Raw genomic sequence first — 13445 nt, 5'->3', positions numbered from 1 at the left:
CGTGCGGCGAGGCGCCGACGGTCGTCGGCGTCCCCTCCATGACCGCCCCCACCGGAACCCGGACGGCGGCGCCACGCTGTGCGCTGGTCGTATCGGATGACACCCGCTCGGCTCAGTGCACGCTGCTCCCGGTGAGGAAAGGGCACCCGTCCGACTGCGGCTCGCCCCACGGCGTGGGCCGGTGCCGGAAGGCGGGCGTGGCGAACGGGTCGGGCGGGGTGTAGTAGCGGTGGAAGACGGCCGTCGCGGAGCCGGAGAGGGGCGGCACGATCCAGCTCCAGTCGGCCGGCACGGTCCGGCCGTGGCGCTCCTCCCGCTCGACGTGGGCCAGGAAGCGGCGCGACTCGGTGTGGTGGTCCGCGACCGTCACCCCGGCCAGGGTGAAGGAGTGCAGCACGGCGAGGTTGAGCTCCACCAGGGCCCGGTCGCGCCACAGTGAACGCTCGTCGCCGCGGTCGAGCCCGAAGAGCTCGGCGACGGCGGGCAGCAGGTTGTACCGGTCGGTGTCGGCGAGGTTGCGGGACCCGATCTCGGTGCCCATGTACCAGCCGTTGAAGGGGGCGGCAGGGTAGCTGATGCCGCCGATCTCCAGCGTCATGTCGGACACGGCGGGCACGGCGTACCAGCGCAGGCCCAGCGCGGCGAAGCCGCCGTGCTGCGGGTGCGTCAGCGGTACCTCCAGCACGGCGTCCTCGGGGATCTCGTAGAACTCGGGCGTGCCGTGCGGCCTGGTCTGCACCGTCAGCGGCAGCACCTCGAACCGCTCCTCGCCGCCCTTCCAGCCGAGCTCCCGCAACACGGCGACGCGCTGCGCGCTGCGCGGGTCGTCCGCGTAGCGGACCAGCTGCTCGCCCAGCAGCCGGGCGGCGGGCCGGTCCGGCCGGTCGGGGGCGAAGATGCTGATCATCGGACGGATCCGGCCGCCGTTGGTGGCCAGGCGCAGGTGCTCGAAGCACTCGCGGGCGATGTCGTCGGGCTGGGTGACGTGCCGCAGGTCACGGACCGTCAGGCTCTGCCAGTACAGCCGCCCGATGCAGCGGGCGGAGTTGCGCCAGGCGACGCGCGCCCCGTAGGCGAGTTCCTCCGGGGTGTGCTCGTAGGTGCCGTGCGCGGCGATGGCGGCGGCGATCTCGTGGACCCGCGCCTCCGGATCACCGCAGGAGGGGTCCTCGCGGGCGAACCGACGCACGAAGGACTCGGCTGCCCAGAGCAGTGCCGCCCGGGTCCGTGCCGTGGTGGTCATGCGCGGGCCTCCCGGCGGAGCTGCCGGGGCAGCAGCGCCGCCTCCAGCACGGGGACGTCGAAGGGGTCGTGATGGATCCGCTCCTGCGGGACGCCCTGGCGCAGCAGTGTCCGCACCGCGCTGGTGACCATCTCGACCGGGCCGGACACGTAGGCCTCGTGGCGGTAGAACGGCCCGAACTCGCGCAGCACCTCGGGAAGCGAGCCGTTCAGACCGGGGATGCGCTCGTGGGAGATGGCCGCCCGGACGGAGAGCCAGTGGTTGCGCTGCGCCAGCCGGAGCAGCTCCTCGAACCCGTAGAGCTCGTCGGCGGTCCGGGCGCCGACGAAGACGGAGACGAAGCGCCCCGCGTTCTCCCGGACGGCCTGTTCGACCAAGGCCCGGATGGGTGCCAGGCCGGTGCCGCCCGCGACGCACAGCACGTCGCGCTCCATGCGCGGGTCCAGCACCATGTCGCCCTGTGCCGCCCCCAGCCGGAGCAGGTCGCCCGGCCGGGCCTGGTGCACCAGGGCGGCGCTGACCTGGCCGTGCTGGGCGGCCCGCACGTGGAACGTGAGCGTGCCCTCGTCGCGCGGCGCGTGGGAGAGCGAGTAGTGGCGCCACATCCGCGGCTGCCAGGGCGTCTCGACGCTCGCGTACTGGCCGGCCACGAAGGGGAAGGGTGCGTCGGGCAGGAGCGTGATCTCGGCGATGCCGGGTCCGCGCAGCCGGTGGTCGATGATCCGGGCGTTCCAGACGGCCGGGCGCACCGCCGCGTCCTCCTCGGCGGCCTGGATCATCACGGCGGACACCACGCCGTAGGCCTTGGTCCACACCTCCGCCAGGAGCGGCGTCCAGGCCAGGTCGGCGAACCGGGCGAGCGAGTCGAGCAACGCGGCGCCGACGGCCGGGAAGTGGGCGTTCAGCGCGCCGAACTTGCGGTGGTCGCGGCCGAGGCGCTGGCAGAAGCGCACCAGGTTGTCGGGGTCGTCGACCAGGTCGACGATCCGCAGCAGGCCGCGCAGCAGCCGGTCCCGCTGGACGTCGAGGTTCGCGGGGAAGAGCTGACGGACCTCCGGGTGGCGTTGGAACAGGATCGCGTAGAAGTACACGGTCATGTCGTCGGCGAGCGGGCTGACCACCTGGACGCTGGCGCGGAGCAGCGCGATCTCGTCCGCGCTGAGCGGCCCGGCCGGTGCAGGCTCTGAGTCGTTCACGAACGGCCTGATCCTTCGTGCGGCATGGGCATGCGCATGCCAAGCACCTGATGAGGAGAGTGCCGGGCATGTGGATGTCGGGGCTCCGCTCACCCTAGTGCCGGATATGGGTACGGCCATCCGAAGGCGGCCCATGTGTGCGCTTCTGTGAGGGACCTTCACGCATCGGCACGCTGGTGCCCGTTCTGTGGAGATCCGCGGTATTCGCTGAATCCTCAGAGGTCCACGACCACCAGGGCGGTGTCGTCCGTGACGCCGCCTGCGGGCAGCAGGTCGAGCAGCAGTGCGTCGGCCGGCGCCTCCGGGTCGGCGGCGCGATGACGGCTCAGCGAGTCGGCGAGCAGCCCCGGGCCCCGGTCGATGTCCCCGTTGAGCCGCGCTCGCCGGTCGCAAGGACCCGCTCCAGGGACGCGTGCAGGTCGCAGGCCCGGGTGGCTTTGCATGATCATGCGAGGTGCTGCATAATCTTCCTATGTCCAAGGTCCTCACCTCCCTTCCGGCCGGCGAGCGTGTCGGCATCGCCTTCTCCGGTGGCCTCGACACCTCCGTCGCGGTCGCCTGGATGCGTGACAAGGGCGCCGTCCCCTGCACCTACACGGCCGACATCGGCCAGTACGACGAGCCCGACATCGCCTCGGTGCCCGGCCGCGCGAAGAGCTACGGTGCCGAGGTCGCCCGCCTGGTCGACTGCCGCGCCGCGCTGGTCGAGGAGGGGCTGGCCGCGCTCGCCTGCGGCGCGTTCCACATCCGCTCCGGTGGCCGCTCCTATTTCAACACCACGCCGCTGGGCCGCGCCGTCACCGGCACGCTGCTGGTCCGCGCCATGCTCGAGGACGACGTCCAGATCTGGGGCGACGGCTCGACCTACAAGGGCAACGACATCGAGCGGTTCTACCGCTACGGCCTGCTCGCCAACCCGCACCTGCGCATCTACAAGCCGTGGCTCGACGCCGACTTCGTCACCGAGCTCGGCGGCCGCAAGGAGATGTCCGAGTGGCTGGTCGCCCACGGCCTGCCCTACCGCGACAGCACCGAGAAGGCGTACTCGACCGACGCCAACATCTGGGGTGCCACCCACGAGGCGAAGACCCTGGAGCACCTGGACACCAGTGTCGAGACCGTCGAGCCGATCATGGGCGTCCGGTTCTGGGACCCGGCCGTGGAGATCGCCGCCGAGGACGTGACCATCGGCTTCGAGCAGGGCCGCCCGGTCACCATCAACGGCAAGGCCTTCCCCACCGCCGTCGACCTGGTCATGGAGGCCAACGCGATCGGCGGCCGGCACGGGCTCGGCATGTCCGACCAGATCGAGAACCGGATCATCGAGGCCAAGAGCCGCGGCATCTACGAGGCCCCCGGCATGGCGCTGCTCTTCGCCGCCTACGAGCGGCTGGTCAACGCGATCCACAACGAGGACACCGTCGCCCAGTACCACAACGAGGGCCGTCGCCTCGGCCGTCTGATGTACGAGGGCCGCTGGCTGGACCCGCAGGCGCTGATGGTCCGTGAGTCGTTGCAGCGCTGGGTCGGCTCCGCGATCACCGGCGAGGTGACGCTGCGGCTGCGGCGCGGCGAGGACTACTCGATCCTCGACACCCGCGGCCCGGCGTTCAGCTACCACCCGGACAAGCTCTCCATGGAGCGCACCGAGGACTCGGCCTTCGGCCCGGTGGACCGGATCGGCCAGCTGACCATGCGCAACCTCGACATCGCCGACTCGCGCGCCAAGCTGGAGCAGTACGCGGGCCTCGGCCTGATCGGCGCCGGCAACCCGGCGATCGGCGCGGCCCAGGCCGCGGCGACCGGCCTGATCGGCGGCCTCTCCGAGGGCGGCGCCCAGGCGATCGCCTCGCGCGGCGAGAGCGTCGGCGACGACGCGCTGCTGGACCGTGCCGCGATGGAGCTCGGCACCGACTGACCCTCCGCGGCGCGGAGGTGGGCGACGGCGGCACGCACAGGGTGAGATGCGTGCCGCCGTCGCGCGAGACCGGGCCGGTTCGGTCCCACCGGCTCCCCGGTCGTCGGCAGGCCTGCCGGTCTCGCCGCGAAAAAGCTCTTCGGTTCAGTGCGGGCGCTCGCCCGCCGGGTCCTCCCACACGTACGTGGGAACCGGGCTGTCCGGGCTGCGGCTGTCCCGGTCGTCCGCCGTCCGGGACGTCTGACGCCGGTAGACGCCCGTCGCGGGGCCGGGCCCGTAGCGGACGACGTCGGGCAGGGGTGTGCCCGGCCGATGCGGGTGGAGCACGGTCCGGCCGTCCGCCGGGCCGCCCACGAGGCGGACGGGGACGAGTTGCCCGTGGTCGGGCCCCATGGCGGCCATACCGGAGATCAAGAACCCTCCCGCTGGTTGACGGAGGGCGTGCTGTCCTGCGTCGGTGTCAGGGCTCTATGATCCACGTCTGCCGGGTGTCCGGTAGGTCCTGACAGAGCTTTACGACAAAAGACGACAGCGGGGGCAGTCGGTGACACAGGCCAGCGAGCCGGAACAGGCCCTTCGTGCACGCCGGGCCGTCATCGAGGAGTTCGTCGACGGCCTGCGTCGACTCCGCCTCGCGGCAGGGCAACCGGCGTTCCGGACCATGGCGAAGGTGTCGGGGAGGGTCTCCCACGCCACCCTCCACGACGCGCTCTCCGGCTCGCGGCTGCCCACCTGGCCGACGGTCGCGGCCTTCGTCCAGGCGTGCGGCGGCGATCTGGGCGAGTGGCGCCGGCGTTGGCTGGACGCGGCGGAGGTGGCCCGGCCGGAGCCGGAGTTCGAGGGCGACAACGACCCGCTGTCTGACGCACCGCTGTCTGACGCACCGTCCCCGGCCGCGCCCGGGGCGCTCCCCGGACCGCTCCCCGGGTGGAGTCGGCCCGCGGGACCGGTCGAGCTGCTCGAACCGGCGCGCCGGGTCGGTCCGCCGCCGGTCGGCCGCTTCAGCGGACGGTCGCGGGCGACGACGTTCCTGGCCGGAGTTGTGGTGGGAGCGGTCGTCGGCGCGGCGATCGCCTTCGGCATCACCACCGCGCTCGGCGCGGGAACCGGGCGCCCCGCTGTTTGCCCGACCTCGGACGCGGATCTGGCGGCGGCGCGGCAGCCCATGGCCGGTCAGGAGGGTGCCGTCGTCTACGCGGGTGTGACGAAGCCGTCCGCCGGGACGCCCGCCTGGGTGGACCGTCCGGCCTCCGACGCACAGATCCTCACTCAGACGGCCGTGGCGCTGCCGGTCACCACTCAGGTGACCGCCGGTGACGCCCTCGTGGTCACGCTGATGCTCACCAGCGTCTGCCCCGGACCGGTCACGGTCACCGACACCCTGGGCGACGGCTACATCATGGCCGCCGACGACACGGACACCGCCCGCCACCGCACCATGGTCTTCGTGGCCTTCGGGGTCAAGCCGCTGACGACAGCGGACGCGATCCACGTGGCCTACCCGCACGCGAGCAAGTACCACATCGCGGTGGACGAGTTCCGCGGCGTCAGCGAGGTCGTCGGCCGGGCCCACGCCCACGGCGAGAGCGGTGGTGTCGCCTTCTCCACCGGTGCTGACCCCGTGGACTGCCAGGTGGGAGACCTGATGGTCGCCGCGGTCGGCACGAACACCGGAAGCCGGCCGACGATGGTCCGCGGCTGGACCAGTCTCCCCGTACTGAAGCTCTCCTCCTACATCCTCACCACGGAGTACCAGATCGCCTCCGTGTCCGGACGCTGCGCCGCCACCGGCGCCACGACGGCCCAGTGGGGTGCGGACCTGGTCGTGCTGCGGTAGCCGGCTCAGACCTCACCGAGGTCGCGCAGGACGGAGAGGAACAGGCGGGTCAGCAGCGTCAGCACTGCGCCGGATCCGGCGGTGAGGGCGTCGCCGCTGCCGCTGCTCAGCGGGGTGCCAGGCGGACCAGGTAGTTGGGGCGGCCGTCGCGGCCGGTGACGGTGTGGACGGGCCAGGCGCGGGCGTAGGCGGGGACGGGGTCGCCCGGGTAGAGGAGCAGGGCGGTGGGTTGGCGGGTGGACGCGCGCAGGAGCTCGGTGAGGGTGATGTTGGTGTCGTTGCCGCTGGTCTCCACCGCCCGGCAGCCGGTGTAGTAGCCGAGCGGCTCGGCGTCCTCACCGGTGAGGAGGCAGTCACCGGTCAAGCCGAGGCGGGCGAACTGCGGGACCGCGTAGGGCTGGTCCGCGCGCGAGGAGACGGTGTAGGCCACCTCCTCGTGGAGCTGCCGGTACTGGCCGACCAGGTGCGCGGCCAGGCCGACGCCCACCACCGCCAGCAGCAGCCGACGCCGCCGTCGCGACCCGGAGGCGACCAGCCCGGCGAGCAGGCTCGCCGCCGGGACGAGGAGCAGGGCGTAGGCGGGCAGCAGGAACCGCGGCGCCGAGTAGTCGATCAGGAAGAGGTACGGCACCGCCACGGACAGACCGCACAGCGCCGGCAGCAGGGCCGCGCCGCGGCGTCCCGCCCGGCTTTCGACCAGGACCCCGGCGGCGGCCAGCAGCGGCAGCAGCAGCCACCAGGCGGCCAGCTCCAGCGGCTTGTGGTTCCAGGAGACGTCGCAGGGGCGGCACAGGATCGGGCCGTTGACCGAGCGCAGCACGTCGCCCACGGCCCAGTGCAGGCCCATGCCGCCCTCGTTGAGACTCGACAGGTGCAGGCGCTCGCCGATGCCGCCGAAGCGGGCGTACGCCTCCGCGATCCACTCGGCGGCGCCCGCCAGCAGCCCGCCGCAGGTGAACGCGAGCAGTCGCGGGCGTCGGCGGAACAGGGCGGCGCCGACCAGCGGCACGGCCAGGAACACGGCGTCGGTGGGCCGCATCAACGCGGCGACGGCCAGCGCCGTCGCCAGGCCCACCAGCGGGAGCCGGGCGGCGGGGCGCCGCAGTGCGTCGAGGAGGCAGCCGACGGCGGCGAGGCCGGACAGCGCGATCCACAGGTTCGGCATGGCCTGCGGCCCGTAGTACTCGGTGGTCCACAGGCTCGCGAAGAGCGCCCCGGCCAGCGCGAGCACCCGGTTGTCGCGCACCCGGCGCCAGGCGAGCAGTGCCAGCGCGAGGCCGGCGCCGGACAGGAGCGACAGGTAGACCCGCAGCGCGACCGTGGAGTGGGTGAGCAGGGCGACGGGTGCGACCAGCAGGGTGATGCCGCGCGACCGCGGCGCGCTGAAGAACTCGGCGGGCACGTGCGCGGACACCTGGCTGACGTAGACCGTCTCGTCCCAGCCCAGGCCCATGGAGGGCGAGACGAGCAGCAACTGCGAGAGCGCGTACAGGGCGCCGACCAGGAGAGGCCAGAAGACCGACGTGCCGCCCGGCAGCCGGAGACGAGGGGCGCGCGACGGCGCCGCCTGGGCCGCGTCGGACGTCCGCGCGGAGGTGGCAGTGATGGATGGCCTCCTTCTGCGTCCCCCGAGCACTGTACGTGCGGCAGCATGGCCGACGCTCCTGGGTGCTTCCTGAGTGGAAGGTGACCGAGTCGGGTCCGTCAGGCGACGGTTTCGCGTCCGGTGTCCGCCGCGCGGCTCTCTCCGGGCGACTCCAGCGCCGGGGCCTCGACGGGTGCCGGTGCCTCCACGGGGAAGTGGATCGGGCTGAGCAGGTACTGCGCCCGCTCCGGGCTCGGCCCGTGGGCCATCCTGGGCACGATGGCCGCGCGCAGCTCGCCGATGAGCTCGTCCAGTTCCGCCGGGCTGAGCCACAGGGCGTGCTGCCGGTAGCCGACCCGGTGCCGATGCACGAGGCGGCTGTCCGGGTGGCCCGTCATCTCGCGGCGCAGGCGCCCGGTCCGCAGGCGGAGCGGGCCGTCGCGGACCTCGCGGCCCAGGCCGCCCGGGTCGCCGACCCCGCACTGCGCCCCGGCATGCCCGCGTACCTGCTGCCGTTCGGCTTCTCCGCCGCGTGACGCGCGCTCAGCACTGGCCTGGCACCGCCGGTCGGAGGCAGCGGTGAACGGTGCCGGAGGCGGGGCGGTCGCCTCCGGCACCGTGGCCAGGAGCGGGCGCGGCTCAGGGCGCGGCGGGCGCGGTCCGGGCCTCCGCCCGGTGCTCTGCCTGCGGCTCGCCCACGGCGGTCGAGCTCAGCGGGAAGCCCTGGCGGTCGAGCCAGCCGTCGACCGTCGCGTAGGCCTGCGCGCGCGGCACGGTCGTGGAGAGGAACACGTCGTGGCGGGCGCCCGGGACCGGGACGACGGTCGTCTCGCCGCCGAGGCAGCCGGACCAGCGGGCGATCTGGGCGACATCCAGCACCGTGTCCGCGCGGTCGCACAGCTCGGACCAGGTGCTGGAGAAGTGCGTCCGGTCCGAGCGCAGCACCAGTGACGGCACGCCGACGTCGAGACCGCGGTGCAGGCGCGCGTGGCCGCGGCGGACGGCGTTCAGCCACCCGGGGGTGACCGGGAAGCCGGCCAGCGGCTTGAGCTCCAGGTCGAACTCCCACTCGCCGCGCGCGCCGACGTGCAGTGACTCGCCGTAGGGGCTGGACGGCAGCGGCAGCGCCCGGAACGGCGCCACCTTGGCCAGCACCCGCAGCGCCTGGGTCAGCGGGCCGCGCTGCACCGAGGTGCCCTGGAGGTCGAACCAGGGGCTGTTGAGGATCAGGCCGGTCACCGGGGCGACGCGTCCGGCCGCTCGGCGGCGGTCCAGCCAGAGCGGCAGGATCAGGCCGCCGGTCGAGTGCGCCGACAGGACGACGGGCAGGCCCGGGTGCGCCGCGGCCACGAGGTCCAGCGCCCGCTCCAGCTCCGCGTCGTACAGGGCGAGGTCGGAGACGTAGTGGGCGGTCTGTGCCGGTCGCCGGGCACGGCCGCACTTGCGCAGGTCGAGCCCGTAGAAGGCGAGGCCCCTGGCGGCGGCGAAGTCGGCCAGCTCGGTCTGGAAGAAGTAGTCGGAGAAGCCGTGCACGTACAGGAGCGCGCCGGTCACCTCCTCGTCCGCGCGCGGCTCGCGCCGCACCAGCACCGCCTGGACCGAGCCCTCGCCGTCCGGGTCGGTGCCCAGGTCGAGGACGTGGTGGGCGTAGCCGTCGCCGAGGATGTCGGGCTGCCAGTCGGGCTCGTGCATGGGGCTCCCTCCGGGGATGTGATCAGGGTTCACTTTCGCGGACCGACGCGCCTGGAGACAAGCGCCAGCAGCGAGGAGTAGTGGGCCGGGAAGAGCCGGGCGAGCACGTCGGGGATGCGGGCGCTCAGCGCGATCAGCAGCCGGGGGCGGCGCCGCTCGACGGCGGCGACGATCTCGGCGGCCGCCCGCTCGGGCGGATAGGTCAGCAGCTTGTTGAAGCCCCTGCGTCCCGCCTCCTGCTCGGCGGCCGGGACTCCGGCCGCGAACCGGCTGTTGGTCGCGATGTCGGTGCGGATGCCACCGGGGTGCACGACGGTGACCCCGACGCTGCCCGCGAGCTCCGCCCGCAGCGCCTCGGTGAAGCCGCGGACCGCGAACTTGCTGGTGGCGTACGCGACCTGGCCGGGCGGTGCGATCAGCCCGAAGAGGCTGGACAGGTTGACCAGGTGCGAGCCCGGATTGGCCCGCAGCACCGGCAGCAGCGCGCGGGTCAGCGTCACCACCGCCCGGTAGTTGACCGCCATCAGCCAGTCGAACTCCGCCTCGCCGACCTGCTCGAAGGTGCCGCCGAGCGCCACGCCCGCGTTGTTGACCAGCAGCGTCGCGTCGGGGTGCTCGGCCGCCAGCCGGTCACCGAGGGCGTGTGTCGCGTCGTCGTCGGAGAGGTCCACCACGTAGGTCGCGACCGGCCGGCCGGAGAGCTTGCCCGCCTGTGCCGCCACCTGGTCGAGCCGCGCCGCGTCGCGGTCCACGAGCGCCAGCGCGCTGCCGCGACGGGCCAGCGTGAGCGCGAGCTGCTCGCCGATGCCGCCGGCCGCGCCGGTGACGACGGCGGTGCCGCGGGAGAAGTCGTAGCGGTCCATCAGGCGGTGGCCTCCAGGGGGGCGGGCGTGGCGTCAGCGGCGGTGTCGTCCGTGGCGCCGGTCGTGGCGTCGGTCGATTCTGCCCCGCCCGGGCTTGTGCCGAGCCGAAGCTCCGGGTCGGTCACCGGCAGGTGACGCAGCAGCTTCACGTCGGCCGCGTAGTTCATCGAGGTCAGCCACGGTGCGCGGTCGCCCTGGCGGGGCAGCCGGTCCAGCGCGCGCTGGATGTAGCCGGCGCCGAAGTCGAGCAGCGGCCGCGTCGGCATGGCCGGATCGGCGACCACGGGCACCGCGGTGTCGAATCCGCGCCCGTCCATGTGGGCCAGCAGGCGGCAGAAGTGCTCGCAGAGCAGGCCGACCTTGAGGGTCCAGGAGGAGTTGGTGTAGCCGATCGCGTAGGCGAAGTTCGGCACGCCGGAGAGCATCATGCCCTTGTACGAGACCGTCTCGGCCAGCCGCACCTCCCGCCCGTCGACGGACAGCGTGATGCCGCCCATGGCCTGCACGTCGAGGCCCGTCGCGGTCACCACCACGTCCGCCTCCAGCTCGCGGCCCGACTCCAGCGCGAGGCCCCGCTCGGTGAACCGGGCGATCCTGTCGGTCACCACGGAGGCCTCGCCGCGCCGGATCGCGTGGAACAGGTCGCCGTCCGGGACGACGCAGAGCCGCTGGTCCCAGGGGTCGTAGGGCGGGTTGAAGTGTTCGTCCACGGGATAGTCCGGCGGGAGCAGCCTCGCGTTGGTCCGGCGGATCACCCGGCGTGCGGCCTTCGGGTACTTCTGGCACAGCCGCCACACCGCCTGTGCCTGGGCGATGTTCTTGCGGCGCGTCAGCCGGTAGGCGCGTTCCTCGCCGAGCAGCCGGCGCAGCAGGTTGGCGACCTTGTCCTGCGCGGGCAGCGGCAGGATGTAGGTCGGCGTGCGCTGGAGCATGGTGACGTGCGCGGCGGTGCCCGCGAGCGCCGGCACGAGCGTCACCGCGGTCGCCCCGCTGCCGACCACCACGACCCGCTTGCCGCGCACGTCGAGGTCCTCGGGCCAGAGCTGCGGGTGGACGAGCTGCCCGTCGTAGCTCTCGCGTCCGGCGAAGTCCGGGGTGAAGCCCGCCTCGTACCGGTAGTAGCCGGCGGCGGCGAAGAGCCAGTTGCAGGTGAGCGTGGTGCGCTCGCCGGTGTCGGTGCGCTCGGTCGTCACGCTCCAGCGGGCGTCGGCGGAGCTCCAGCTCGCGCCGGTCACCCGGGTGCGGTAGCGGATCCTGTGGTCGATGCCGTGCTCGGCCGCGGTCTCGCGCAGGTAGGCGAGGATCTTGTCGGCGCCCGCGATCGCGTCCTCGTCCCGCCACGGCTTGAACTCGTAGCCGAAGGTGTGCAGGTCCGAGTCGGAGCGGATGCCGGGGTAGCGGAACAGGTCCCAGGTGCCGCCGGAGGCCTCCCGGGCCTCCAGGATCGCGAAGCTGCGGCCCGGGTGTTCGCGCTGCAGGTAGTACCCGGCGCCGATACCGGAGATGCCGGCCCCGACGACGAGGACGTCGAACGACGTGGTGGTGGTGTCGGAGGTGTCGGACATGGCCATCGGGCGGCTCCCGTGCTCGCTGAGGGCTCCAGGGTGGATCACATCGTCGCGGCTGGACGGACGTGGGCCTATAGGCAGGATGCACCGGGATCGCCCTGCCGAGCAGCACAGTGCACCAGCTGGATAGGGTGGCGGCATGTCGTGGGAACCGCCGTCGCCGCGCGTACGCGAGCTGATCCGCCAGGGTGCGGAGTTCTCCGTGCGGGCGCCCGAGGAGTGGCTGGAGCAGATCGACGAGGCCACGCTCTCCGGCTCGCACCGCAAGGAGATCGCCGACGACCCGGTGCTCGCCTCCGCCACCCGCCGGGCCAACCGCTCGAACCTGCTCTTCTGGGCCGCCGCCAACGTCCAGGCCCCGGGCGAGCGGGTCGCGGCCAACGTGTCCGAGCCGCAGGTGCTCATCGCCCGCGACCTGGTCCGGCGAGGCCTGGACCACTCCGTCCTGGACTCCTACCGCTCCGGTCAGATGGCGGCGCTGCGGTTGTGGACCGACATCTGCCTCGGCCTCACCGCCGACCGCGAGGAACTGCGCGAACTGCTGGACATCTCCAGCCGTTCCATTTCCGCGTTCGTCGAGGACACCATCGCCGCCACCGCCGAGCAGATCGCCCGGGAACGTGAGGAGCTCACCCGCGGCAGCAACGCGGAACGGCTGGAGACCGCCACCCTGCTGCTGGACGGCGCGCCCATCACCCGCGCCCGCGCCGAGCAGCGTCTCGGCTACCGCCTCACCGGTGAGCACACCGCGGCGGTGGTGTGGAGCGACACCCCCGAGACGGGCCTCGGCGCGCTGGACCGCGCCGCGGAGCTGCTCGCCGGCGCCACGGGCGACCCGCGCCCGCTCACCGTCCAGGCCGGGGTCGCCACCCGCTGGGTCTGGGCGCACGGCCGCCCCGACCCGGAACCGCTGCGCGCGGGCGCCGACGCGTACCCCGGCGTCCGCGTCGCCGTCGGCTCGACGGGCGCGGGCGTCGACGGCTTCCGCCGCAGCCATCTGGACGCGCTGACCGTGCAGCGGATGCTCGCCCGCCTCGACTCACCCCACCAGGTGGCCACCCACGACGAGGTCGAACTGGTCGCCCTGCTGACGGCCGACCCCGAGGCGGCGGACCGCTTCGTCCGCAGGGTCCTCGGCGGACTCGCCCTGGCCGAGACCGAACTCGTCGACGCGGTACGGATGTTCATCGCCTGCCAGTGCAACGCCTCGCACGCCGCTGACCGCCTCTGGATCCACCGCAACACGCTCCTGCGCCGCCTCTCCCGTGCCGAGGCCCTGCTCCCACGCCCGCTGGGCGAGGGCGTCCCGGAGGTGGCCGCGGCCCTGGCAGTCCTCCGCTGGCGCGGCGGGGCGTGAGGCGCGGCAGCGCGCAGGGCCGCCTCGCAGCCGCCTCACGCGCGGCTGCGCCGACGTGCCCCGCCGGGCCGAAGGCCCCGCGTGCCCGTATGCCCGCCCACGCGGGCGGGTGTCCCGGCTCAGGCCCGGGCCGCGCCTGCCAGGCCGCACGCTGTCTCGTCCCTCGCCTCGGCTGGCTGCCGAGCG

General features: G+C 73.5%; 12 protein-coding genes and 1 pseudogene. 4 read left to right on the top strand and 9 right to left on the bottom strand.

The features are described from left to right. Positions 1-112: 112 nt before the first annotated feature. The 3 genes and pseudogenes from ABH931_RS36205 to ABH931_RS36195 all read right to left on the bottom strand — a co-directional run. A complete protein-coding gene (locus ABH931_RS36205) occupies positions 113-1243 on the bottom strand; it encodes a nitric oxide synthase oxygenase (RefSeq protein ID WP_370123345.1) in 1131 nt (376 codons plus the stop codon). Further along, on the bottom strand, positions 1240-2439 hold the full coding sequence (locus ABH931_RS36200) for a globin domain-containing protein (RefSeq protein WP_370123342.1): 1200 nt from the start codon (positions 2437-2439) through the stop codon (positions 1240-1242). Before ABH931_RS36200 ends, ABH931_RS36205 begins: the two co-directional genes overlap by 4 nt. A gap of 215 nt (positions 2440-2654) precedes the next feature. Further along, positions 2655-2816, bottom strand: a pseudogene (locus tag ABH931_RS36195) (protein phosphatase); the annotation flags it as partial. A 95-nt stretch (positions 2817-2911) separates the two neighbouring features. Between ABH931_RS36195 and argG the strand changes: the two are divergent. Continuing rightward, positions 2912-4357, top strand: coding sequence for an argininosuccinate synthase (gene argG / locus ABH931_RS36190; protein ID WP_370123339.1), 1446 nt, complete (start codon positions 2912-2914; stop codon positions 4355-4357). Positions 4358-4501: 144 nt separating this feature from the next. Here argG and ABH931_RS36185 read toward each other — a convergent pair whose 3' ends face one another. Beyond that, positions 4502-4771 (bottom strand): hypothetical protein, encoded by a 270-nt coding sequence (locus ABH931_RS36185; RefSeq protein WP_370123336.1) that lies wholly within the window; start codon positions 4769-4771, stop codon positions 4502-4504. 130 nt (positions 4772-4901) lie between these two features. Between ABH931_RS36185 and ABH931_RS36180 the strand changes: the two genes are divergently transcribed. Then, complete coding sequence (locus tag ABH931_RS36180) at positions 4902-6194, top strand: hypothetical protein (protein ID WP_370123333.1); 1293 nt, start codon at positions 4902-4904, stop codon at positions 6192-6194. A gap of 106 nt (positions 6195-6300) precedes the next feature. On the opposite strand, the gene ABH931_RS36175 is transcribed toward ABH931_RS36180, so the two are convergent. Further along, positions 6301-7668 carry a hypothetical protein gene (locus ABH931_RS36175; RefSeq protein ID WP_370123330.1) on the bottom strand — a complete coding sequence of 456 codons (1368 nt, stop codon included), beginning with the start codon at positions 7666-7668 and terminating at the stop codon, positions 6301-6303. Positions 7669-7898: 230 nt separating this feature from the next. Then, positions 7899-8150: a hypothetical protein gene (locus ABH931_RS36170; RefSeq protein WP_370123327.1), complete on the bottom strand. Its 252-nt coding sequence runs from the start codon at positions 8148-8150 to the stop codon at positions 7899-7901. On the opposite strand from ABH931_RS36170, the gene ABH931_RS36165 reads away from it, so the two are divergent. Beyond that, positions 8145-8315 (top strand): hypothetical protein, encoded by a 171-nt coding sequence (locus ABH931_RS36165; RefSeq protein ID WP_370123324.1) that lies wholly within the window; start codon positions 8145-8147, stop codon positions 8313-8315. The two genes, ABH931_RS36170 and ABH931_RS36165, sit on opposite strands and share 6 nt — an antisense overlap. A gap of 103 nt (positions 8316-8418) precedes the next feature. Here the strand turns inward: ABH931_RS36165 and ABH931_RS36160 are convergent, their stop codons facing one another. Genes ABH931_RS36160 through ABH931_RS36150 form a run of 3 tightly spaced genes read right to left on the bottom strand, consistent with a single transcriptional unit; the run spans position 8419 to position 11899 of the window. Further along, positions 8419-9471 carry an alpha/beta hydrolase gene (locus ABH931_RS36160; protein ID WP_370123321.1) on the bottom strand — a complete coding sequence of 351 codons (1053 nt, stop codon included), beginning with the start codon at positions 9469-9471 and terminating at the stop codon, positions 8419-8421. A gap of 29 nt (positions 9472-9500) precedes the next feature. Continuing rightward, positions 9501-10334, bottom strand: a complete 834-nt coding sequence (locus tag ABH931_RS36155; protein ID WP_370123318.1) for an SDR family NAD(P)-dependent oxidoreductase — start codon at positions 10332-10334, stop codon at positions 9501-9503. After that, the gene (locus tag ABH931_RS36150) at positions 10334-11899 is read right to left on the bottom strand and encodes a flavin-containing monooxygenase (RefSeq protein WP_370123466.1); all 1566 of its coding nucleotides are present in this window, start codon (positions 11897-11899) and stop codon (positions 10334-10336) included. Before ABH931_RS36150 ends, ABH931_RS36155 begins: the two co-directional genes overlap by 1 nt. 142 nt (positions 11900-12041) lie before the next feature. Here ABH931_RS36150 and ABH931_RS36145 point away from each other — a divergent pair, with 142 nt between their 5' ends. Then, positions 12042-13259 carry a PucR family transcriptional regulator gene (locus tag ABH931_RS36145; RefSeq protein ID WP_370123315.1) on the top strand — a complete coding sequence of 406 codons (1218 nt, stop codon included), beginning with the start codon at positions 12042-12044 and terminating at the stop codon, positions 13257-13259. Positions 13260-13445 lie beyond the last annotated feature (186 nt).

Origin of the sequence: Streptacidiphilus sp. MAP12-33 (assembly GCF_041261265.1) — a bacterium.
Lineage (GTDB): Bacteria > Actinomycetota > Actinomycetes > Streptomycetales > Streptomycetaceae > Streptacidiphilus.
Note: the sequence above shows the minus strand (reverse complement) of the source record. Positions and strands in the feature narration are given on the sequence as shown.